General features: G+C 71.3%; 22 protein-coding genes and 1 pseudogene. 9 read left to right on the top strand and 14 right to left on the bottom strand.

The window, feature by feature from the left end; all coding sequences use genetic code 11:
- Positions 1-187 precede the first annotated feature (187 nt).
- On the bottom strand, positions 188-1144 hold the full coding sequence (locus tag ACZ5VD_RS09975; protein ID WP_468552015.1) for a fibronectin type III domain-containing protein: 957 nt from the start codon (positions 1142-1144) through the stop codon (positions 188-190).
- Positions 1145-1628: 484 nt separating this feature from the next.
- On the opposite strand from ACZ5VD_RS09975, the gene ACZ5VD_RS09970 reads away from it, so the two are divergent.
- Positions 1629-2351, top strand: a complete 723-nt coding sequence (locus ACZ5VD_RS09970; protein ID WP_468551941.1) for a glycoside hydrolase family 75 protein — start codon at positions 1629-1631, stop codon at positions 2349-2351.
- 60 nt (positions 2352-2411) lie between these two features.
- On the opposite strand, the gene ACZ5VD_RS09965 is transcribed toward ACZ5VD_RS09970, so the two are convergent.
- On the bottom strand, positions 2412-3173 hold the full coding sequence (locus ACZ5VD_RS09965) for an SDR family NAD(P)-dependent oxidoreductase (RefSeq protein WP_468681846.1): 762 nt from the start codon (positions 3171-3173) through the stop codon (positions 2412-2414).
- A gap of 133 nt (positions 3174-3306) precedes the next feature.
- On the opposite strand from ACZ5VD_RS09965, the gene ACZ5VD_RS09960 reads away from it, so the two are divergent.
- Entirely contained in the window at positions 3307-3945 is a 639-nt protein-coding gene (locus ACZ5VD_RS09960; protein WP_468551943.1) for a TetR/AcrR family transcriptional regulator, read from the top strand.
- Between the two features lie 64 nt (positions 3946-4009).
- Here ACZ5VD_RS09960 and ACZ5VD_RS09955 read toward each other — a convergent pair whose 3' ends face one another.
- The 3 genes from ACZ5VD_RS09955 to dhaK all read right to left on the bottom strand — a co-directional run bounded on the left by ACZ5VD_RS09955 (position 4010) and on the right by dhaK (position 6069).
- Positions 4010-4420 (bottom strand): PTS-dependent dihydroxyacetone kinase phosphotransferase subunit DhaM, encoded by a 411-nt coding sequence (locus ACZ5VD_RS09955; protein ID WP_468681844.1) that lies wholly within the window; start codon positions 4418-4420, stop codon positions 4010-4012.
- Positions 4413-5012: a dihydroxyacetone kinase subunit DhaL gene (gene dhaL / locus ACZ5VD_RS09950; RefSeq protein WP_468551945.1), complete on the bottom strand. Its 600-nt coding sequence runs from the start codon at positions 5010-5012 to the stop codon at positions 4413-4415. The genes ACZ5VD_RS09955 and dhaL overlap by 8 nt, the downstream gene beginning before the upstream one ends.
- A 64-nt stretch (positions 5013-5076) precedes the next feature.
- Positions 5077-6069, bottom strand: a complete 993-nt coding sequence (gene dhaK / locus ACZ5VD_RS09945) for a dihydroxyacetone kinase subunit DhaK (RefSeq protein WP_468551946.1) — start codon at positions 6067-6069, stop codon at positions 5077-5079.
- Between the two features lie 501 nt (positions 6070-6570).
- Between dhaK and ACZ5VD_RS09940 the strand changes: the two genes are divergently transcribed.
- Together ACZ5VD_RS09940 and ACZ5VD_RS09935 are read left to right on the top strand one after the other, a co-directional pair.
- Complete coding sequence (locus ACZ5VD_RS09940; protein ID WP_468681841.1) at positions 6571-7728, top strand: ATP-binding protein; 1158 nt, start codon at positions 6571-6573, stop codon at positions 7726-7728.
- A gap of 127 nt (positions 7729-7855) precedes the next feature.
- Complete coding sequence (locus ACZ5VD_RS09935) at positions 7856-8308, top strand: SRPBCC family protein (protein WP_468681839.1); 453 nt, start codon at positions 7856-7858, stop codon at positions 8306-8308.
- A gap of 459 nt (positions 8309-8767) precedes the next feature.
- Here the strand turns inward: ACZ5VD_RS09935 and ACZ5VD_RS09930 are convergent, their stop codons facing one another.
- From ACZ5VD_RS09930 to ACZ5VD_RS09920, 3 genes are all read right to left on the bottom strand, one after another.
- Positions 8768-10030: a YhgE/Pip domain-containing protein gene (locus ACZ5VD_RS09930; RefSeq protein WP_468681837.1), complete on the bottom strand. Its 1263-nt coding sequence runs from the start codon at positions 10028-10030 to the stop codon at positions 8768-8770.
- Between the two features lie 159 nt (positions 10031-10189).
- A complete protein-coding gene (locus ACZ5VD_RS09925; RefSeq protein WP_468681836.1) occupies positions 10190-11308 on the bottom strand; it encodes a sensor histidine kinase in 1119 nt (372 codons plus the stop codon).
- Entirely contained in the window at positions 11305-11979 is a 675-nt protein-coding gene (locus tag ACZ5VD_RS09920) for a response regulator (protein WP_468551951.1), read from the bottom strand. The genes ACZ5VD_RS09925 and ACZ5VD_RS09920 overlap by 4 nt, the downstream gene beginning before the upstream one ends.
- Before the next feature lie 181 nt (positions 11980-12160).
- Here ACZ5VD_RS09920 and ACZ5VD_RS09915 point away from each other — a divergent pair, with 181 nt between their 5' ends.
- On the top strand, positions 12161-13381 hold the full coding sequence (locus tag ACZ5VD_RS09915; protein ID WP_468681833.1) for a DUF418 domain-containing protein: 1221 nt from the start codon (positions 12161-12163) through the stop codon (positions 13379-13381).
- A gap of 4 nt (positions 13382-13385) precedes the next feature.
- Here ACZ5VD_RS09915 and ACZ5VD_RS09910 read toward each other — a convergent pair whose 3' ends face one another.
- Entirely contained in the window at positions 13386-13727 is a 342-nt protein-coding gene (locus ACZ5VD_RS09910) for a VOC family protein (protein WP_468681832.1), read from the bottom strand.
- A gap of 101 nt (positions 13728-13828) precedes the next feature.
- On the opposite strand from ACZ5VD_RS09910, the gene ACZ5VD_RS09905 reads away from it, so the two are divergent.
- Positions 13829-14524 carry a type 1 glutamine amidotransferase domain-containing protein gene (locus ACZ5VD_RS09905; protein ID WP_468551954.1) on the top strand — a complete coding sequence of 232 codons (696 nt, stop codon included), beginning with the start codon at positions 13829-13831 and terminating at the stop codon, positions 14522-14524.
- Between the two features lie 129 nt (positions 14525-14653).
- Here the strand turns inward: ACZ5VD_RS09905 and ACZ5VD_RS09900 are convergent, their stop codons facing one another.
- Positions 14654-15019, bottom strand: coding sequence for a DUF6479 family protein (locus ACZ5VD_RS09900; RefSeq protein ID WP_468551955.1), 366 nt, complete (start codon positions 15017-15019; stop codon positions 14654-14656).
- Between the two features lie 152 nt (positions 15020-15171).
- Between ACZ5VD_RS09900 and ACZ5VD_RS09895 the strand changes: the two genes are divergently transcribed.
- Together ACZ5VD_RS09895 and ACZ5VD_RS09890 are read left to right on the top strand one after the other, a co-directional pair.
- Complete coding sequence (locus ACZ5VD_RS09895; protein ID WP_468551956.1) at positions 15172-15573, top strand: four-helix bundle copper-binding protein; 402 nt, start codon at positions 15172-15174, stop codon at positions 15571-15573.
- Between the two features lie 158 nt (positions 15574-15731).
- A complete protein-coding gene (locus tag ACZ5VD_RS09890) occupies positions 15732-16910 on the top strand; it encodes an acyl-CoA dehydrogenase family protein (RefSeq protein WP_468551957.1) in 1179 nt (392 codons plus the stop codon).
- A 67-nt stretch (positions 16911-16977) separates the two neighbouring features.
- Here ACZ5VD_RS09890 and ACZ5VD_RS09885 read toward each other — a convergent pair whose 3' ends face one another.
- The 4 genes from ACZ5VD_RS09885 to ACZ5VD_RS09870 form a co-directional block, all read right to left on the bottom strand.
- A complete protein-coding gene (locus tag ACZ5VD_RS09885; RefSeq protein ID WP_468551958.1) occupies positions 16978-17292 on the bottom strand; it encodes a hypothetical protein in 315 nt (104 codons plus the stop codon).
- Between the two features lie 69 nt (positions 17293-17361).
- On the bottom strand, positions 17362-18000 hold the full coding sequence (locus tag ACZ5VD_RS09880) for a TetR/AcrR family transcriptional regulator (RefSeq protein WP_468551959.1): 639 nt from the start codon (positions 17998-18000) through the stop codon (positions 17362-17364).
- A 4-nt stretch (positions 18001-18004) separates the two neighbouring features.
- Positions 18005-19132 (bottom strand): hypothetical protein, encoded by a 1128-nt coding sequence (locus ACZ5VD_RS09875; protein ID WP_468551960.1) that lies wholly within the window; start codon positions 19130-19132, stop codon positions 18005-18007.
- Between the two features lie 15 nt (positions 19133-19147).
- Positions 19148-20656 (bottom strand): FAD-dependent oxidoreductase, encoded by a 1509-nt coding sequence (locus tag ACZ5VD_RS09870; RefSeq protein WP_468681830.1) that lies wholly within the window; start codon positions 20654-20656, stop codon positions 19148-19150.
- A 252-nt stretch (positions 20657-20908) separates the two neighbouring features.
- Between ACZ5VD_RS09870 and ACZ5VD_RS09865 the strand changes: the two are divergent.
- Positions 20909-21633 (top strand): annotated as a pseudogene (locus ACZ5VD_RS09865) (transposase); the annotation flags it as partial.
- Positions 21634-21905: the final 272 nt, after the last annotated feature.

The following is a 21905-nucleotide window of genomic DNA, read 5'->3' as shown; positions in this document are numbered from 1 at the left end:
ATCGGGGGAGGCCCGTGCTGCCCTCAGGGGAAGCCAACGTGCCCTCGGCCCGGTCCGCACGCGGACGGCCGCCGGGCAGGTGACGGATTCCGCCGTCCGGCGGAAGCGGACGGCTCCACGGGTGGCGTCACTCGCCCTCCGTCCCTATGGCGGCGGGGCGGTGCCCCCAGGCCTGAGGGGTGCGCCCCTACGGCTGCGGCGTGGCGCCCGTCGTCACCGTCCGCTCGGCCGAGAACCCGCCCCAGGTGCCGTCCGGCAGCTTCGCCCGGATCCGCACCCGGTGCCCGACCCCGGCCTCCCGGCCCAGGTAGAAGCTGTACGTCGCGCGGTCGCGGGGCGCGGACCCGCCGAACACCAGCGAGGTGGCCGCCCGGCCGTCCAGATGGACCTGGTACTCCGTGATCACTCCGTCGGTGCGCGGCGGGATCCAGACCAGGTCGAGCTGGTAGGCCCCGTCGGCGCGGCGGGTCCTCGCCTCGAAGCCGGTGGGTGCCGTGTCGCGCCCGTCGTCGCTGCCCGCAGTGGTGAGGCGGACGGGTCCGGCGGCGGGCGAGAGGTTGTCGGCCGCGTCCCTGGCCCGCACCGTGAAGGAGTAGCGGGTGCCCGGACGCAGCCCCGTGACCACGGCCGCCGTCTGGCTTCCGCCCACACTGTGGATCTTCGTGGCGCCCTGGTAGATGTCGTACGACACCACATCGAGGTCGTCCGTCGAGGCGGCCCAGGACAGCTGGACCGCCCGGCTGCCGGCCGTCCGCCCGTGCGGCTTGCCCGGGGGTGTCGGGGCCGAGTCGTCCGCCGCCGGGGTCGCCGGTGTCGTCGCCCGCACCGCCTCGCTGGACGGTCCGAGGCGACCCTCGGTGTCACGGGCGCGCACGGTGAAGGCGTACAGGGTGGACGGCCGGAGCCTGGTGACGTCCACCATGTGCTGCGCACCCGGCACTTCCTTGACCTTGGTGGTGCCGCGATACACCTCGTAGAGGTCGATCCCGACGCCCGCGGACACCGCGTTCCACATGACGTGCACGCTCGTGGCGCTGCCCGCGGTGGCGGTGACGCCCATCGGGGCCGCGGGCGGCCCGCCGCTCCCGCCGTCGGCCGTGCCGCCCCAGCCGCAGGAGGCGACCAGGGCGAGTGCCGCGCACAGTGCGAGGCGGCAAGGCAGGGACGTCGGCGCGAGGGCGGGTCGCACGGCTGCCTCCCGGAGGTGCGGCCAGAATTGGTCCGGACCAATATGACCCGACTGGCGTGACCGCATCAAGAGGGCGGGCCGTGCTCACTGCCCGGTGAAGGGAGCGGGTGGCGTGGGGCGGGGCGTTCGGCGGGGTGCCGGTGGCGGGGTGTGACGTGGGTCGCTGACCGTTCGTCGGAGATTTGTATGCTGAATCCCGGCGTCCGAACTCTCGCCAGGTGAGGGGGAGTTCGCGCTGTCGCGCGGGCCGCTGTCATCGCTGATACCGCGCCGGTGCGGGCGGCCGGGAGGTCGGAGCCCCTCACAGGGCCCGGCTCCCGGCCCTCGTCGACGGATCCGGGGCGTGCACCGTCCGGCCCTCCAGTGGTGGCCGCTTCACCGACGGGGCGTCAGATTGGGCTGAGTGTCCGTCAATGCGCCCAGGAGAGGGTCCCTTATCGTGCGTGCCCAGTCACTGACGCTGGCCGCGGCAGGCGCCGCCCTGCTCGCCCCGACGGCACCGCCCGCCATCCCGCAGGTTCCGGCGCCCGCCGCGGGCCCCGGTGTCGCCCAGGAGGAGCCGGTGCTGCGACGCGCCGCCGACGTCGGCGCCGCCGACCTGCTGGCCAAGGTGCGCGACTGCGTCCCGGTGTCCCGCGGTCGCTACCGCAGCGACGACGACACACCCGCGAGCACCGCGGTCTGCGGCGCCCGGGACGCCGTGTACTGGAAGGCCGACCTCGACGTCGACTGCGACGGCCGGCCCGGCCGCCGCTGCAACGACCGCAACGACCCGCTGTTCTCCGACGCCACCGCCTACCAGCAGTCCGACGGTCGCCAGCTGGACGCCGAACGGCTCCCCTACATCGTCGTGCCCGGCCCCAGCCGTATCTGGAACCACCGCGAGGACGGCGTCGGCGACGGCTCGCTCGCCGCCGTCGTGTACCGCGACCGTGTGCAGTACGCGGTCGTCGGTGACATCGGCCCGCGCGACATCATCGGTGAGGCGTCCTACGCCACCGCCGAAGCCCTCGGCATCCGCCCCGACCCGCGCGGCGGCGGCACCGACTCCGGCGTCACCTACATCGTGTTCAAGGACACGCGGGTGACGCCCATCGAGAACCGCGAGGCCGCGGTGATGATCGGGGAACGGCTGGCCAGACGGTTCGTGCGCAGCCCCTGAGCCCTCCGGAGCGGACCGCCCGGTCCGGGGGAGGCCCGGCGGCGGGTGCCCGGCGGGACGTCAGACCGCCGACCAGCCGTCGTCGACCGGCAGGATCACGCCGTTGATGTTGCTCGCCGCGTCCGAGGCGAGGAACACGATGGCGGCGGCCTGCTCCTCGGGCCGCGCCAGCCGGCCGGCGTTGACGAAGTGCGGGCCGAGTGCGGTCGGGCCGTGGGCGCCCTGCTCCGTCTCCACGACGATGTTCGTCGCGGTGCCGCCCGGGGCGATGGCGTTGGCCCGGATGCCCTGCTTGCGGTACATCACCGCGAGGTTCCTCGTCAGGCCCACGATCCCGTGCTTCGACGCCGTGTACGCGGCCCCCGCCGCACTGCCGCGCAGGCCCGCCTCCGAGGCGGTGTTCACGATCGCGCCCCGGCCGGCCGCCAGCATGTGCGGCAGCACCGCCCGCGTCAGCAGGAAGGGAGCGGTCAGGTTGACCCGGATGACCCGCTCCCACTCCGCGTCGCTCACGTCCGCCGCCGCCGACATACGGTCCATGATCCCGGCGTTGTTCACCAGGACGTCCACCCCGCCGAAACGCTCCACGGCGGTCGCGGTCACCTGGTCGACGACGGCCTGCTCGCTCAGGTCGCCGGTGACGGCGACCGCGGTCCCGCCCGCCTGCTCGATGTCCTCGACCGCCGCCCGAGCGCCCTCGGCGTCGAGGTCGGCCACCACCACGCGGGCGCCCTCCGCGGCGAAGGCCAGCGCGGTGGCCCGCCCGATGCCCGAGCCCGCCCCGGTGACGATGACACTGCGTCCGTCGAGTCCGTCGGCCATGAGGTACTCCCATCGTGTGCCCTGACAGGCGAGGTGCCTGACGCGACCACACCCTACGACTTAATGTCTGTCAGTGACATAAACTTCTCCTGGAGCATCCCGAAGGAGCGATCGCCACCAGCCGGAGGAACCGATGACCGCATCCCGCGGACGCACGGGACGACCGCCCCTGACCGAGGAGCGCAAGGCCGAGACCCGGCTGGAGATCGCCCGGGCCGCGGTGGACCTCTTCGCCCGGCAGGGCGTCACGGCGACCACCGGCGAGCAGATCGGCCAGGCGGTCGGCGTCTCGGCACGGACCGTGTGGCGCTACTTCCCCAGCAAGGAGAGCTGCGTACGGCCGTTCTTCTCGGAGGGCATCGACGTGATCGCCGCCTGTCTGCGGGAGTGGCCCCCCGGCCGGCCCCTGGAACACGTCCTGGACCGGACCCTCACCCGGAAGCTGAACCTCGTGGGCGGCCCCGACGGGGCCTCCGTCGGCGCCCTGGTCCGCCTGACCCGCACCGAGCCGGCCCTGCGCGCCGTCTGGCTCCAGACCTACGACGAGGCCGAGCCGGCGTTCGCCGGAGCCCTGGCGGAGCGGGCCGGGCTGCCCGCCGACGACCTGCGGCCCACCATCCGCGCGGCGATGTTCAACGCGGCCCTGCGCGCGGCGGTCGAGCACTACGCCTGGCACACCGCGGGCGGTCCGTCCGACCGCGCGACGGCGGAGGCCGAGCTGGTCGCCACCCTGCGCTCGGCCCTCGCCGTCGCGGCCGAAGGGCTCACCTAGGACGGGTCCCAGGTTCTTCGACGAGCCGCCCGAAGAGCGGCTCGAAGAGGGACCTGGAGAGCCGTCACACCTTTCGGTACGTGTACGCCTCCGCTGCCGCCGCCTCCACCGCCGCGAGATCGGCCCCGGTGGCAGCCGTCACGACCGCGGCCACCGCGCCCTCCACGAACGGGGCGTCCACCAGGCGTGTGTGGTCCGGGAGTTCGTCGCCCTCGGCGAGCAGCGCCTTCACGGTGAGGACCGAACTGCCGAGGTCGGTGAGGACGGCGACACCGGCGCCCCGGTCCACGGCGGCGGCCGCGGCGACGATCAGTTCCGCACTGGTACCCAGCCCGCCGTCCTCGGTCCCGCCCGCCGGGGCGACGGGCACCTCGACACCGCCGCCCGCCAGCCCCTTGGCCAGTTCGGCCACGGACGCGGCGACCTCCGCGCTGTGCGACACCAGCACGATCCCGACCAGCTCCGTGTCACTCACCGGCCGCCTCCACCAGTGCCGCGACGAGCAGCGCCGCCGACGTGGCACCCGGATCCTGGTGCCCGACGCTGCGCTCCCCGAGGTAACTCGCCCGGCCCTTGCGGGCCTGCAACGGCGTGGTCGCCAGGGCGCCCTCCTCGGCGGCGGCCCGGGCCGCGGCGAAACCGCCGCCGAGCGCGTCGAGAGCCGGCACCAGGGCGTCGATCATGGTCTTGTCGCCGGGCGCGGCCCCGCCCAGCGTCATCACCGCGTCGACGCCCTCGCGGAACGCCTCGGTGAACTGTTCCTCGCTCACCTCGGCGGCATCCCCGAGCGCCTTGCCGGTACGGCGCAGCAGCGTGCCGTACAGCGGCCCCGAGGCGCCCCCGACGGTCGAGATGAGCCGGCGCCCGGCGAGTGTGAGGACCGCCCCGGGCGTGTCGGGCGCCTCCTTCTCCAGGGTGGCGGTCACCGCGGTGAACCCGCGCCGCAGACCGCTGCCGTGATCGGCGTCCCCGATGGGCGAGTCGAGATCGGTGAGCCGGTCCGCCTCACGGTCGACGGACGCGGCGGTCGCCGTCATCCAACGGCGGAAGAATTCGGCGTCGAGCACTGGATCTCCTTGCGTGGTCGGTACGTGGTGTGTGCCTAGGGCGTCTTCACCGCCCCCCACCCGCTCACACTCCCCAGCGCAGCCCCGCCGTCTTCACCGGCGCGTCCCACAGACGCAGCAGCTCCTCGTCGATCTGGCACAGGGTGACCGAGACACCGGCCATGTCGAGGGATGTGACGTAGTTGCCGACGAGGGTGCGGGCGACGGCGACACCCCGCTCGGTGAGCACCCGCTGCACCTCGGCATTGAAGCCGTACAGCTCCAGCAGCGGCGTCGCGCCCAGGCCGTTGACCAGGACGAGGACCGGATTGCGCGGGGTCATGTCGTCCAGGATCGCGCCGACCGCGAAGTCGGCGATCTCCCGCGAGGTCATCATCTGCCGCCGCTCCCGGCCGGGCTCGCCGTGAATGCCGATGCCCAACTCCAGCTCGCCGGGCGGCAGATCGAAGGTCGGGCTGCCCTTGGCTGGGGTGCTGCACGCGCTGAGCGCGACCCCGAAGCTGCGCGCGTTCTCGTTGACCTGCCGGGCAACGGACTGCACCCGCTCCAGGGGCTGCCCCTCGTCGGCCGCGGCCCCGGCGATCTTCTCCACGAACAGGGTCGCGCCGGTGCCGCGCCGCCCGGCCGTGTAGAGACTGTCGGTGACCGCCACGTCGTCGTCGACCAGCACCTTGGCGATCTGGATGCCCTCGTCCTCGGCGAGCTCGGCCGCCATGTCGAAGTTGAGCACGTCACCCGTGTAGTTCTTCACGATGAACAGCACACCGGCCCCGCTGTCCACGGCCGCCGCGGCCCGCACCATCTGGTCCGGCACCGGCGACGTGAACACCTCACCGGGGCAGGCCGCCGACAGCATCCCCGGCCCCACGAAACCGCCGTGCAGAGGCTCGTGCCCTGAGCCTCCACCGGACACCAGGGCGACCTTCCCGGCCACGGGAGCGTCCCGCCGGACGATCACCCGGTTCTCGATGTCCACGGTCAACTCGGGATGAGCGGCCGCCAGGCCACGCAGCGCGTCGGTGACCACGGTCTCCGGGACGTTGATGAGCATCTTCACGGGTACCTCCTGGTGGGGCTAAAGGTTGGGCGTCAGGCCTGTCGGAAGTATCGACCTTGGGGCAGCGAAGGTCACGTGCGTGGACGCTCGTGGGCGCGCCCGGCTCTCCGGGACCGACACCCCGGACGGGGAGTGGAGCCGCGTCCCGCCCTTCCGCTCGGGCCCTGAGGGCCGCTCCACGACGTCGGCGCCACCACGGCCGGCCGAGAGACACAGCCCTGCGCGGGGTGAGCGATCCGCTCTCCCCGGACGACCTTGCCGTGTAAGGGAATTGAGGGCCCGAGGGGCGCCGGGAACGGGGGCCTGCGCGGCCTCTGTGGGCCCTCGGAGGCGTTGTGGGCGCGCTGTGCGGCTCTCGGGTCGACCGCTTCCCGACATGCCCTCACCCGCGCCTCAGTGACCTTGACGAAAAGGCTCTGACCTGGTGTTTTACTGGATTTCCCCTAACCTGGGGAGGTCTGCAGGACGCCAAGGGAGGGGTCTTTCGTGGGGAGAACAGGCATGGAGTACGACACTGCCCGGATCGAGGTGCTGGAGGGGCGGGAAGCCGTTCGGAAGCGGCCTGGGATGTGGGTCGGCTCGACCGGCGAACGTGGTCTGCAGCAGATGGTGTTCGCGGTCGTCGGCCGAGCGGTGAACCAGGTCCGGGCCGCGGGCACCGGCTCCGTGGACGTCACACTCACGCTCGACGGCGGAGTGCGGGTCACCGAGGACGGGGCGGGGGTTCCCGCCGAGGCCCGAGCCGTCGGCGACACCGCCGGCGCGGGCCTCGAAGCGCTGCTGACCCGTATGGATACCCGACCCCAGCCCGGGCGCCGGTACATCGCGGACGTGGGCCAGTTCGGTGTGGGGCTCTTCGTGGCCAACGCCCTGTCGAGCCGGCTGACGGCCGAGGAGCGGTACGAGGGCGGTCGGCGGGTCCAGGAGTACGCACGCGGTGTCGCGGTCGCCCCGACCGCCGTCGTGGAGCCCACGACCGGAAGCGGGACGACCGTCACCTTCTGGCCCGATGCCGAGATCTTCGAGGAGACGCGGTGCTCGTTCCACGTGCTGGCGGAGCGTTTCCGGGAGGTGGCCTTCCTCAACCGGGGCCTGGGAATCTCGCTGACCGAGCAACGCCCGGAGGGCGAGGACAGGGCGGTGCTGTTCCGGTTCCCGGACGGGGCGCGGGACTTCGTGGCCGCTCTCGAAGCGGAGGGAGGCGGGGCCCCTCGTCGGGACGTCGTCGGCTTCGAACGGGAGGACCCGCGGTTGGCGGGGACGATGGAGGTGGCGTTCCTGTGGACCGGCTCCCGCGAGGAACGGATGCGCAGCTTCGCCAACAGCCGGGCCACCCTTGAGGGCGGCGCACACGTGGACGGCTTCCACGACGGCGTGACCGCCGCGGTCATCACGTACGCGCGGACACAGGGGCTGCTGGCGGCGGCGGACCCCGATCCCCGTACCGACCGGATCGTCGGGGGCTTCACGGCAGTCGTGTCGGTGAAGCTCGACCATCCCGAATTCCTCGGCGCCACGCAGCGGTTGCTGGGCAACACCGACGTGCGGGTCTGTGTCGGGGAGGCTGTCCAGGAGTATCTCGGCACCTGGTTCGCGCATCACCCGGAGCGTGCCTCGGCGGTCGTCGACCACATCGTCCGGGGCATCCACGAGGACTGAGCCTTGGCGGACGGGCTGCCGTTTCGCGGAGTCGTCCCGTCCGCCGCGCGGGCGGCACGGTGGTCCCGTAGGGTCGCGGTGCCGCCACGGCCGGACGGCGTCGCGGCTCCACCCGACAGGAGTGCCCATGTCAGGACAGTTCGAAGCGGTGGTCGAGGTCGACCGACCTGTCGAGGCGGTGTTCGCCTATCTCGCCGACGGGCGCAACGATCCGCAGTTCAGCCCGCGGGTGCTCAGGATCGAGCGGGTCCCCGACGCCCCGACCGCCGTGGGCACCGTCTTCAGGAGCACGGTCAAGGACGCCGGGATGAAGAGCGCCCGGGAGTTCCGCATCACCGCCCTGGAAGCCCCGGCGACGATCCGCTGGGCCGAGGTCTCCAAGAACAGCGTGACCGTGAGCGAAGGCGGCTACGACCTGGAGTCGTCGGCCGACGGCAGGACCCGCGTCCGTATCTTCAACGTCCTGGAAGGCCACGGAGTGGGCAAGCTCCTCGTCGGTCTGGCGCTCGCCGCCGCCCGCAAGGACGCCGCCGCCTTCGGCGCCCGCATCAAGGCGGCGGCCGAGGCCGCGATCGACTGATCCCCCCGGCGTCTTCGCGGTCGGGGCGTCGTCGTCACAGAGCGGAGACGCCCCTGTGGCGATGGGGAGGCACGCGGCGCGCGGTCGGCGGGGGACGCCACCGGCGCAGGGTCACCCGCTGTCAGACCCGTCCCACCGGCCACAGCACCCGCACCCGCAGACCGTCCGAATCCGTGAACGCCTGGACCAGGCGCTGGAATCGGGGATCCGTCGGCACGGCGGCGGGTCGTGCGGGGCATGGGTGTGGGCCGTCGGGTCGGCGTCCCACGCCGGAAGGGCCGAGGCGATCAGCTGCCGAGCCTTCGTGTCGTAGGTGTCCGCTCCCGCCGCGGACAGGGCGAGGGGCCGACCGGACGGCCGCGGTGGCGCAGGCCCCGTCAGGGCGCGCTCCAACGTCGTCGACGGGATCAGCTGAGCTGCCCGTCGAGGCCGCACTCGCCCGACCGGCTCCGGGGTCCCTCACACCGGCTGCGGGGTGAGGCGTCGGTGCCCCTTGCGGTCGTAGTAGCGGGTCATCGCGAAACCGAAGAGCAGGCCGATCGCGGTGCCGATCGCGATCATGACCCAGGAGCGGGTCAGACCGGCGTCGCCGCGGGCGTCGAAGAACAGGATGGCGCGTACCCCGTCGCTGAGCTGACGCATCGGCTCGAAGTGGGACAGGAAGCGGTAGAAGCCGGGGACCGCCTGGAGCGGGACGGTGGCGCCCGAGGAAGGCAGGCCCAGCACGATGAACACGAACATGGACACCAGCTGGCCCATCCCGCCGAACGCGGCGTTGATGGCCTGCACCCCCAGACCGACCGCGAGGGCCGCACAGTAGGAGTAGATCCACAGCAGCGGGATGTGGGTGGCGTCCATGCCGAGGACGACCACGCAGGCGAGCAGGATCAGGGAGACGCTGATGAGTGTGATGCCCGCGGTCATGGCCATCTTCAGCAGCAGCGTCTGGGTGCGGTCGATCGGCACGGTGGGGCGCCGGGTGTGCCAGGGGCCGATCTCGTTGTCGGCGTAGCCGAGGGCGGTGTCGACGCCGTTGCTGATGACGTTGCCGCCCATGAAACCGGCCAGCACCAGCAGGAGCGTGTAGTAGAAGGCGGTCAGACCCAGACCGCTGTGGTCGCCGATGGGGTGGCCGACCTGGGTGCTCACCGTCACCGGGTCGGCGAGCAGCAGCCTGGTGGTGGAGTCGGCGTCCGAGGCAGCGGCCGTGAGCTGCTTGCCGAGGGACTGGGAGGCCTGGCGGGCCGCCTGGGTGGTGATCTGGGTGGCGAGGGAGGAACCGAGACTGCCCTTGCCGGGGTTGGTGAGCACCGTGAGGGCCGGACGTTCCGTCGCCCCGGTGGTGGTGAGCGCGGTGACCGAATCCGTGAAGTCCGCGGGGATGACCAGGGCGCCGTAGACCTTGCCCGACTCCAGCTCGTCCTGGGCCGCGGCGCGGGTGAGGGTGTGCCACTCGGCCTTGCCGTCGGCGGAGCCGGAGGTGATGGCCTCGGTGATCTGCGTGCCGAGATTCTGCTTCTGTCCGGCGGGGGGTTCGCCGGTGTCGGCGTTGACCAGGGCGATCGGCAGGTCGTGCAGCTCGCGCTGCGGACTGACGATGCCACCCATGTAGAGGAGCGACAGCAACAGGGCGAGCATGCCGGTCAGGACCGTGGGGATCAGCCACAGCTTGGGGCGGCGCAGCAACGCGGTGGCGCGGGCCTGGGGGCTGGCGTCGGCCATGGTTCTCCGTACGTGGGGGAGGGGAGCGGGCGGTTGCTGGCGATCATCCGGGTGTCGCACGGCGTCCGCGGCGAACGACACGGAGGCGGGCGGGGGACGGCCGTACGACTACTCGTTCAGGGGCATGGCGGGGCGGGGTGTGGCCGGTGGGTCCGGCGGTCAGTCCGTGCGGGTGGGGATCCGCAGCCGTACCCGGTAGCCGCCCCCGTCGGTGGGGCCGGACTCGAAGGTGCCGTCGAGCAGTTCGGCCCGCTCCCTGAGGCCGACGAGACCGTGGTGCGCGCCGGGCAGGGGAAGGGAGGGCCGGGTGGTCGCGGTGTTGGTGACGGTCACGCCGTAGCCGTGGTCGTCGTGCCACAGCCGTACCGTCGCGGTGGCGCCCGGCGCGTGTTTGCGCACGTTGGTGAGCGCCTCCTGCACCGTGCGGTACAGGGCGCGCTGCGCCGGAGTGCCGATGTCCGGCGGGAGTTCGCCGGTGAGCCGGGTGTCGATACCGCTGGTCGACACGAGCTGGTGGAGATCGGCCAGCGTGGGCTGCGGGGTGAGCTCGGTGGCGTGGCCGCCCGACGCGCGCAACAGGCTGACCATGTGCCGTAGTTCGTCGAGGGTGTCCACACTGAGCGCGCGAATGGTGCGGGCTCCCTCCCTGCAGTCCGGGTCCGTGGCACCGACCTGCAGGGCTCCGGCCTGGACGGCGATCAGGCTGACCTGATGGGAGACGACGTCGTGCATCTCGCGTGCCAACTGCGCGCGCTCCCGGGCCAGCACGGCCTGGGAGTGCAGCAGCCTCTCGTGCTCCCGCGCCTCCTCGATCTCGACCAGTCGCTGCGCCACGTCCCCTCTGGCCTGCACGAGTTGGCCGAGCAGGACGGGCGCGGCGGCCGTGGCCAGGGTGTAGAAGAAGGAGATCAGCGTCCAGGTGCGTTCGTGGACGGTGAGGTCGTCGAGCGGCCAGGGGGTGGCCGAGGCGGCGGCGAACAGCACGGCGCCCACGACGAGCAGCCGACGGTTGCGGGACCGCTCGGCCAGCGTGAACAACGCGGCGAACGGCGCGAAGACGACGTCCAGCATCAGGCTGGCCGGGAGCGTCAGCAGGAACACCGTCAGCGGGAAGAGCCGGCGGACCGCGAGGGCGAGGCAGGCGACCGCCGCCATCACCTTGGCGACCGGGGACGCGTCCCACAGGTTCAGGCAGACGTCCGTCACCGCGACCGCCACCACCGTGGCGTCGACGACCGGGTCCGGGACCCGCGACCACCACGGGCGGCGCGAGCTCATCGTCCGGACCCCCCGCGCGGTGTCCCGTCCAGCAGCCCGGCCCGCTGGGCGAGCAGTGCGGCCTGGACCCGGCTGCCCACCCGCAACTTGGTGAGGATCGCGCTGACATGGTCCTTGACGGTGCCCGCGCTGAGATGGACACGGGCGCCGATGTCGGCGTTGGACAGCCCCTCCGCGATCAGCACGAGAACCTCGCGTTCGCGCCCGCTGAGCTGTCCGACGCGAGCGGCCCCGGCGTCCTCGACGGCCGTCGCTGCTCCCGGGTGACTCTGCCACACGGCACGGGACGCCTTCGGTGACATGACGACCCCGCCCGCGGCCAACGTCCTTACCAGTTGGGCGAGATGCTCGGGCTCGGTGTCCTTCAGCAGGAAGCCGGCCGCTCCAGAGCGCAGCGCCGTCAGGATGTACTCGTCGGCGTCGAACGTGGTCAGCATCGCCACCACCGGCGCCTCGGGAAGCGCCCGCAGCTGCCGCAGCACGGTGAGGCCGTCGACGTCCGGCATCCGGATGTCCAGCAGGACGACGTGCGGGCGCTCCCGCCGCACCGCCTCGACCGCCTCGCCGCCCGCCGTGGTCGCGACGACCTCGATGTCGTCGGCGGCGCCGAGGATGAGCCGGAAACCGGACCGCACCAGGGCCTCGTCGTCCACCACCACTACCCGGATCACGCGCGTTCCGCCCCGTCGCCGTCGTGCCTGCGTCCCGGGCCACCGTAGAGCGAGTCACACCCCCCGCGGGGGCTCGCCGGGACAGTCCCGCCACCCGGGGGAACGGTTCTGGCCGTTCGGGGGGTGCGGACCGGTCGGTCGCCGGATGTCCCGCCGCCGGCGGGCTCCCCAGCCTGGAGGAATGACCCAGAACGCAGACGACACCCCGGGCACGGAGACCCTCGCACCGCCCGCGGCCGACGCGAACCCTGCGTCCTCGGCGGGGCGCCTGGTCGGCGTGGACCTCGCCCGGGGCCTCGCCGTCTACGGGATGTACGCGGCGCACGTCGGCCCCGACCCGTCCGAGGGTGGAGCGACCGGCTTCCTCATGGAGCTGTCGCACGGCCGTGCCTCCGCGCTGTTCGCCTTCCTGGCGGGCTTCTCGATCGTCCTGATCACCGGCCGTCGCACCCCGAAGACCGGCCGGGCGGGCCGCCAGGCGGTGGCCAAGGTGGTGATCCGGGCCCTCGTCCTGCTGGCCCTGGGCACCGCGCTCACTCTGACCGGCACCCCGGTCGAGGTGATCCTCGCCTTCTACGGCCTCTACTTCCTGCTCGTCCTGCCGCTGTACCGGCTCGGCCCGCGCCCGCTGGCCGTCATCGCCGCGGCCGGCGCGCTGCTCCTGCCCCAGCTCCTCTACGTCGTTCAGGACAGACTCCCCGAAGACGGCGCCGGCGCCGGCGGCGTCCGGGCCTGGCCCGCGGGCGGCGACGGCCTCGACTCGCTGCTGTTCACCGGCAGTTACCCGGCCCTGGCCTGGGTCCCGTTCGTGATCGCCGGCATGGCGGTGGCCCGTCTCGACCTGGCCTCCACCGTCGTACGGACCCGTCTCGCACTCACCGGCGTCGGCCTGGCCGTACTCGGCCACGGCGGCTCCTGGCTGGCCCTGAACCTGTTCCCGGGTGCCCTGCCGGTGCTGAGCGACAGCGACGAGAGCGAGGGCGGTCCGGTCGCGTCCGCCTGGTGGTCCGACACCTGGGGCTACCCCGACGGCGACTCCCCGGTCGGCCTCCTGGTGGCCTCGCCGCACAGCGAGACGACCCTGTCGGTCGTGGCCAACACCGGGGTGGCCGTCACGGTCCTCGTCGCCTGCCTGGCGGCTGCCGACGCCCTCCCGCGCTTCCGCCGCCTCGCCCGCCCGGTGATCGCGGTCGGCGCGATGTCCCTGACCGCGTACGTCCTGCACGTCGTCGGGATCGGTCTCCTCGGCATCGAGGACCTCCCCGGCTCATCGGCGCACGTGCTGCTCGGCTTCCTCGTCGTGGTCACCGTCTTCGCGACGGTGTGGTCCCGGTTCTTCCACCGAGGGCCTCTGGAGTGGCTGCTCGGCAGGACCACGAAGGTGGCGGCGCTGGTGCGGTGAACGTTCAGAGAGGGGCACCGCCGAAGCTGATCTCGTTCCCCTCCGGATCGCGGTACGTCACCTTGCGCACGCCGTTCGCATAGGTCTCGCGGACGGCGGGTGTGAGCCCCCGCTCGGTGATCCCGGCGATCAGATCGTCCAGATCGTCGACGAAGACGGTGTGCAGGGCGTGACCGGCGTGCTCGGGCCGGTGCTCGATGAACACCGACCGGTGTTCCGCCAGCTCCCACACGGCTTCCGTCCCGCTCACGACGAACGCCGGCGGCGAGCCGAGCAGCCGTTCGTACCAGGAGAGCGCCGCGGGGTAGTCGTTGACGGAGATGCCTGCGAAGAGAACGACGGCCATGCCGCCATGCTAGGCCGGGTGGCGGCGGCAGGGGCGGGTGGCGATGATGCACCAGGAGAGCCGTAGAGCCACAGTGCCGTGCAGTGCCCGAGGAGATGAAGATGGCGAAGATCCTGTTCGTGATGACCGGCGCCGACCGGTGGACCCTGGCCGACGGCAGCACCCACCCCACCGGTTTCTGGGCCGAGGAGGCCGTCGTCCCGTACGAGGCGTTCAAGGACGCCGGACACGAGGTCACCGTCGCCACCCCCGGTGCCGTGGTCCCGCCGGTCGACGAGGGGAGCCTGGCCGCCGAACTCAACGGCGGCCCCGAACGCGCCGCGAAGATCCGCGCGGTCGTGGAGACGGCCCCCGAGTTCCAGGCCCCGATCGCGCTGAGCGACGTACGCCTCGACGACTATGACGCGGTCTACGTCCCCGGCGGCCACGGCCCCATGGAGGACCTGGCCGTGAACGCCGACTCCGGCCGCATCCTCACCCGGGCACTGGAGAGCGGGATGCCGCTCGGTGTCGTCTGCCACGGCCCCGCCGCGCTGCTCGCGGCGGTGAAGGACGACGGCACCAACGCCTTCGCCGGCTACCGCGTCGCCGCCTTCACCAACACCGAGGAGCAGCTCGCCGGCAACGCCGAGCGTGCCAAGTGGCTGCTCCAGGACCGGCTGACCGAGGCGGGCGTCGAGGTCGAGGTCGGCGAGCCCTGGGCGCCGTTCATCCAGACCGACCGCAACGTCGTCACCGGTCAGAACCCGGCGTCGTCCGGGCCACTCGCGGACGAACTGCTCAAGAGGCTCGTCTGAGCCCGTACCCAGGGCCGGGCCCGGCCGGGGCACCAGCAGCCGCGGCCCGCGCGCGACCCTGACCGTCCTCGACGGGACACGGGTCTCGACGGGACAGGGGCACCACCCGGGCCGGGTACGGCTCGGTGCTCAGTGGCCGCCCGAGCCACCGCTCCCGAAGGAACCGCTGTTGCCCTCGTCCCAGCGGGGCCGGTCCGTGGACGGGCTGGGACGGGTCCCGGAGGTGCCGTTGCCGGACAGCTCGTGCGGGCTCAGCCGGTGGTCGCTCCGCGGTACCTCATTGGGCTCGCGGTTCTCCTGGACCTCGCGGACCGGACCGCCCGCGGGCGGTCGGGGCTGCTCCTCGGGTGTCGGGGGCGGCGGCTCCCGGCGCTTGACGCGGGATCCCAGCACGAAGGAGCCGATCAGCACCGCCACGACCAGCACGCCCACCACGATCAGACCGATACCGAGAGCGCCCCGGCCTGCGGCGATGTCCATCCATGAGGTATCCATGGCACGCGAGTACCCCTGGCGCCGTCGGTGAACCGGAGCCCCGCCCGGCGGCCGGCAGGCAGGCCCCCGGTCGGTCCGGAGACACCCCGGATGAGACCCGGAGGCCGGGAAACGCCGGGTTTGGCGCGTACGGCGGCGGCTACCCGCCCGGTGTGACCACGACGACATCCCAGGCAACCCCGGCAACCCAGACGTCCCAGCAGGAGCTCTTCCGGTTCCTGGAGGACCGGTTCGCCTGCGCCCAGGCCTGCACCGAGTGCGCCCGGGCGTGTACCCTGCGCGCCAGCCTGATGGACCCGGAGGGTGGCGAGGAGCAGGAACTCGTACGACGCAAGGGCATCATGTGCGCGGAGGTCTGCGACGCGACCTGCCGGGTGCTCTCGGAGCAGAACGACCTGGACGAGGCGGGCATCCGCGTCCAGCTGGAGTGGTGCCGGTCCGTGTGCCTGGAGAGCGCGCATGCCTTCGACCGGTATCCGGGCGCGGAGGACAGCGCGAAGGTCTGCCGGGAGTGTGCCCAGGCGTGCTCGGACTTCATGGCCACGCTGACCTGAGGACCTGAGGACCTGAGGACCTGAGGACCTGAGGACCTGAGGCGCGGGGGTGCGGGCCCGGCCCGGTCGCCCGAGGGCCCGCGCAAAGCCATTCCCAATTTCTGGAACACGTTCTACCGTGTGCGCCGTCAGGACCGGTCCCGGAGCCTGGAGGCGCCGTGCATCTCGATCACACGCCCGAGCAGCAGCGACTGCGCATCGAACTGCGCTCCTACTTCGCTGAGTTGGTGCCGGACAACGCGCACGCCCGCTTCACCGACCGGGTGGCCCAGAAGCGCTTCTACCGTGCCACCATCCGCCGCCTGGGTGCGGACGGCTGGCTCGGCGTGGGCTGGCCGAAGGAGTTCGGCGGGCGGGGCCTGACGGCGATGGAACAGTTCATCTTCTTCGACGAGGCCGCCCAGGCCGGCGTACCGCTGCCGCTGATGGCCCTGAACACCGTGGGCCCGACGATCATGCGGTACGGCACACAGGAGCAGAAGGAGTCGTTCCTCCCGAGGATCCTCGCCGGTGAGATCGACTTCGCGATCGGCTACAGCGAGCCCGCCGCGGGCACCGACCTGGCGGCCCTGAAGACCCGCGCGGTACGGGACGGCGACGAGTACGTCGTCAACGGCCACAAGATCTGGACCACCAACGGCGACACCGCCGACTGGGTCTGGCTCGCGGTCCGCACCGACCCCGACGCCCCGCCGCACAAGGGCATCACCATGCTCCTGATGCCGACCACCGACCCCGGGTACTCCTGCACCGTCATCAACACCCTGGCCTCGCACGACACCACGGCCAGCTACTACGAGAACGTCCGTGTCCCCGTCTCCCACCGGGTCGGCGAGGAGAACCAGGGCTGGCGGCTGATCACCAACCAGCTCAACCACGAACGCGTCACCCTCGCCGCCCACGGCACCATGGCGATCCGCGCCCTGCACGACGTCCAGCGCTGGGCCATGGAGACCAAGCTCGCCGACGGCCGCCGTGTCGTCGACCTGCCCTGGGTGCGCCGCCTCCTCGCCCGCACCCACACCCGCCTCGACGCGCTCAAGCTCCTCAACTGGCGGATGGTGAACGCCGTCCAGGACGGCACGCTCACCCCACAGGACGCCTCCGCGGTCAAGGTCTACGGCTCCGAGGCCCGCCGCGACGCCTACGCCTGGCTGATGGAGATCGTCGCGGCCGCCGGCGCGCTGAAGGAGGGCTCGGCGGGCGCGGTGCTCCACGGCGAACTGGAGCGCGGCTACCGCTCGGCGGTCATCTTCACCTTCGGCGGCGGCAACAACGAGATCCAGCGGGAGATCATCTCGTGGATAGGGCTGGGGATGCCGAGGGTCCGGCGTTAGCCCGTGTGACGAGGATTTTTAGTTGGCACAAAAGAGGGATAGTTGGTATCAAGATCACCGCCATTTCTCAGAGGTGACGGCGCATCATCTCGATGCACGTGGCTCGGGCCGTATTCGATCGGTCCCGGGGGTACGGGATTCCGAGGTTCATGCCGCTGTCGGTGGTGATCGGTGGCTGCTGCCAGGCGAGGCTCATCTGCGCGCCGGACTCGGCTCGCGCCGTTGCCACGAGGGCCGCACAGGGGCCTGCGACGGTTGTGGCCTCGATCTGGAGCCATGCCTGGTGGAGGGCCATGCGAGCGAGCAGGCCGCTGACCTCGTCGGTCAGTTGTTGTCGTACGGCGGAGGAGGACTCGGGTCGGCGCCGTATGCGGTACGGCATTTCCAGGTACTCCTCAACCGCCGTCAGGGCCTCTGCGCAGGTCTTGGCCCGGCGTTCCTGCCTCTTACGTCACCGGGTGAGTGTTGAAGAACGTGGGTGCGCGGATGCCGATGTCCGGGACAGCGCCGGGGCCAGCCAGCGGTTGAGGAAGGTGCGGAGCCGGGTTTCGTCCTGCAGTGGCTCGCTGGGGTGCTGCAGCAGCGAGGTGAGGAGTCGCATGATGATCTCGGCGAGGCCGTTGAGGCCGTCCTCGTCGATGTCGGCGGCGGCCCAGTCGACGGGGAAGCGCTGCAGCATCTTGGCGCCGTAGGCGATGGTTTCCCTGGTGGTGGTGGTGCGGCCGAAGGCGGCGGTGTCTCCGAGTTGCAGCAGAAGGCTCAGGCGTGGCTCGGTGGGGATGGTCCGTACGCAGAAGACCATGCCTTCGACCACGGCTTCGGCCGGGTCGGTGGTCCCTTGCAGGTGCGCGATCATCAGGTCGACGAACGACTCGGCGCCCTGGGCCGCCACCTCGCCGATGATGTCGCTGATGCGGCCGAAGTGGCGGTAGACGGTCTGGCGGGTGACGCCGAGCTCGCCGGCGACGTCGGACAGGGTCGTCTTCGTGACGCCGTGCCTGTCGATGCAGCGGGCGGTCGCGTCGATGATGCGCTGCCGGGCCTCCGCGTCCGATGCGGGAGGCCGGCCTCCCCAGCCGTGATGCCCCATGGGCTTAGGATTGCACAGGCTCTGTGGTCTGCCGGGACATGGTCGCGCGGAGTACGGCCACGATGAGCCCGGTTGCGGCTACGGTGCACAGCACGGTGTACCACAGGCTGCCGGTCGGTGTGCCCTGCTCGGTGATGCCATTGGCCGCCGCGAAGTAGGCCGGCAACGCGGCCAGCCAGAGGACGATGTGGACGCCGAGGTACAGCGCCGGATAGATCCGCGCGAAGAGCGGCGACGCCACCGGAGCCAGATCTGTTCGCCGCGCGCGCCAGGCGTCCGCGAAAAGATAGAGGCCGACGATCCAGACCAGGGCGAGCTCGGCACCGAGGATGGCCTGCTGGATCCCCAGGTGGTCCCCACCGCGGAAGATGTTGCTGGGGACGCCGGCGACCGCCATCGCCAACGGTGTCAGGGCGCCGGCGGCCACGGTGCGCAGGCTGATCTGCCGGCCGGTGAGCGTGCCTCGGCCGTCCTTCGCGCCGACCAGCCGGACGACCAGGTAGGTCATCGCGCCGAAGGACACGGAGGCGAACAGGAACATGCTGTTCATCGGGACCGAGGCGAGCGCCGGCTTGTTGATCATTTCGTTGCCGGGGTTCCAGGCCCACCACTTCAGCTGAGGTCCGAGCTGATCGAAGATCTCGTAGAACGCCTGGCAGGCGAACGCGACCGCCAGCGAACCGAGAAGGAGCCCCCGTCGCGCGAAGACGCCGAGAACACGGACCACCTCGTAGGCGAGCTGCGACAGCGCCGGGTAGAAGGCCACTATGTAGAGCGGCAGCCGGTCGTACATGAACTGCACGGTGAACACGTTGTGGGAGAAAATGAACCCGACGTGCTCCTCCAGGCCGAACCAGCCCGGGAAATAGAGCGGCGGCTCGATCACCGCCAGGTAGACGAGCGAGGCGAACCACAGGGAGATGTTGACCGGGTCGCCGTCGCGCCGCCACCGCCGCCACGCATGGACGAGGGCGAAGACCGCACCGCCGATGATGAGCAGTTCGAGGAACGGCATGGTGCCGTTCTCGAGACCGAACGGGTTGCGGAAGTCCACGACGGGATCGGCGTCATGGCAGGAGAACCCGAGCCTTCCAGCGAGGCGCTCGGCCGCCGAGTCGCATGAATAGCTCATTCCTCGCTCCTCGGGTCAGTCATTGACGAGGTCGGTCTCGGCGTACGGCGAGCTGCCGGCGCGGGTCAGGCCGGTGAAGTCGGTGCCGGGCGGATCCTGCTGATCATCGAATCCGCCGGGCACGACCGTGCGTCCGAGCCGCTGACGCACCTTGTAGCGCGCGATGCCGAACCAGAACCGCACATCGGTGGTCATCTCCCTGAGTGACATGTCGAGGTTGAAGACCTGGGCGAACGTCCGCTCGACGTAGGCGTCCTCGCGGCTCGTGGCGTTGATGGCGTTGAAGACCGGCCAGCTGAGGCGTGCTGCCAGCTTGCGGCGCCAGGGAGCGACGACCTCACTCCCGGTCGCGAAGTCATATGCCTGGTCACGGGCCATCGCGAGCATCCAGGGAACGTCGAGTGACTTCTGCTGCCGGGTGAGGAACTCGCGGAAGAAGGCGAGGTCGAGGACGTCGTGGCCGTGCAGCATCTCGGCGAGAATGAGAGCGGAGCGGGCCGCCGAGCTCATCCCCTGGGCGTAGAACGGGTTGAACGCGCAGATCGAGTCACCGACGCAGACCAGCCCGAGCGGGGGCTGGTCGAGCAGGTCGAAACGGCGCCACTTGTTGCCGGTCGAACGAGTGAGGTGCACCCCGGAGGTCGGAGTGCAGGCACGCGTCGCCCGCCCGAAGGAGCTGGCCCGCACGCGGTCCACCGCGGCCTCGAAGGTGTCGACCTCGCGCGGCATCCGGATGCCCCACGCCCCCATGCACACGATGGCGCGGTCCCCCTCGATCGGGAAGAAGTTGCTGAGGAACTCGTGTTCCTCGGGATGGTCGCCGGTGTCCTGGGTCGGAGTGACGACCAGGTGCTTCCACCACCACGCCGGTGGACGCCGGTCGGCGGGCGGCAGGTCGTACCACCGCGACGTGTAGGTGACCTTGGCGTCAAGGGTCTTCTCCGGCGGCGCCGGCCATCCGGCCGCGCTCAGCCAGTCGGCGACGGAGGAACCGCGCCCCAGCGCATCGACGACCAGGTCGGCGGACAGGTGACCCGAGACGTCGCCCGCGCGGTACTCAACTCCTTCCACGCGCCCGCGCGCGGTGCCGCCCCCGGTGGAACGAAGTCCGGTGACGGTCACGCCCTCGCGGATCTCGATGGCCGGGAGCTCACGGACCTTGTCGCGCAGGACCCGCTCGATGAGCACACGCGAGCTGTAGATCATCGTCATCGAACCGACCTTGCGCGGGGCCCAGCCGGCGTTCTCGCAGTACGCCGCGTCCATCGCCGGCATCAGGCGCATCCCGCCCGCGGCGATCAGTGCCTCCTCGAACCCAGGAAAGATCTCGCCGATCGCGCGACGCCCGGAGTTGAGGAGGAAGTGCGGGTGCTTGCTCTGTGGCACGCCCCGCCGATGCTGCGCGTCCGGCGGGAGCCGGTCCCGCTCCAGGACGATCACCTCGTCGAAATGCCTCGCGAGCACTCCTGCGGCGCACAGCCCCGCCACGCTACCGCCGAGCACCACAGCCGTCTTTCCCCGCATAGTGCCTCCATTCATACATGTCATGACTGAATGTATGAGCGGGGGAAGCTAACAGGTACGGCCTGAACATGCCACCCTTCCCGCGAGACGTCGGGTCCGGCGGAGTGACCTCCCACGGTCCAGCCGGGGCGACGGCCGGCTGGGACGCCCACGTGGCCTTCGGCGTAGGGAGGACCGCCGCTCCGCTTCCGGTCGATGCCCATGACCGGTGTCAGTTCTCATCGAGCGTGTTTCAACCTGAAGTTGCGCTTACTGATCTCTTCGGGGTGTTGTCGGGTGACGCGTGGTGATCCCTGCGAGCGGATCCGGTATGAGGCGGGTGAGCGGTTCGCTCGTGGCGAGAAGAACCCGGTGATCGCGAAGGATCTGCGGGTCAGGTAGCGGTCGGCGGAGCGCTGGCGGCGGGCCTGGCGGCAGGGCGAGATGGATGCCCTGGCCTCCGCGGGGCCGCCGAAACGGCCGAAGCTGTCGGATGGCCAGTACGCCGAACTGGAGAAGGAGTTGGCGCTCGGGCCGGCCAAGCATGGCTGGGAAGACCAGCGGTGTACCGTGGCGCGGATCAGAGCGGTGACCGCCTGGCAGTTCCAGGTCGACTTCTCGATGGCGGCGGTGTGGCGGTTGCTGCACCGCCATGACTGGTGGCAGGCTGTGCCGCGGCTGATCCACCGGCTCCGCCGGCACCGCAAGTGCCGGGGTGAGGGGCGCAACAGCTTCGCTTGGAGCGACTACCGCGACCTGGTCGTGCGTGCTCACATACAGCTCGAGGCCCCCATCGTCCTCGTCCGGGACAACTCTCAACACCCACCGGGCCGCCGGGATACGCGAGTATGCGGACGAGCATGACGGGATTACCACCGTGGGACTGCCTTCTTATGCACCGGACGTGAACCCGGTTGAGGGCATCTGGTCGCTGTTACGCCGCGGGCCCGCTGGCCAATGTCGCCTTCACCGACGACGACCGATGGTTGCGGCATGGACCAGGAGTTGGAGCGTGCCGCGCTCGTCGCAGCCGAGGGGGCCAGTTGGATTGGATGTCCAAGTGCGGCGGCACCCCTTGTGACCTGCGCTGTACTGAAGTGCCAACTATCTCTCTGATTCCTGGCCTCCGGTTGCTGAAGCTGGTTGGCATCAGCGCAGGTTGCGAACGTGGCCTAGTGTCAACTACCGATCCTGGTCACACCGCGGGTACGGGTGATCCCGGGCGGATCACGCCGCAGCCGGTGACCCGCCCGGCTGCTTCGAGGAGATC

It is taken from the genome of Streptomyces sp. NPDC032822, assembly GCF_055578825.1.
The sequence above is the reverse complement of the archived record's forward strand: the minus strand, read 5'-3'. Positions and strand labels throughout refer to the sequence as shown.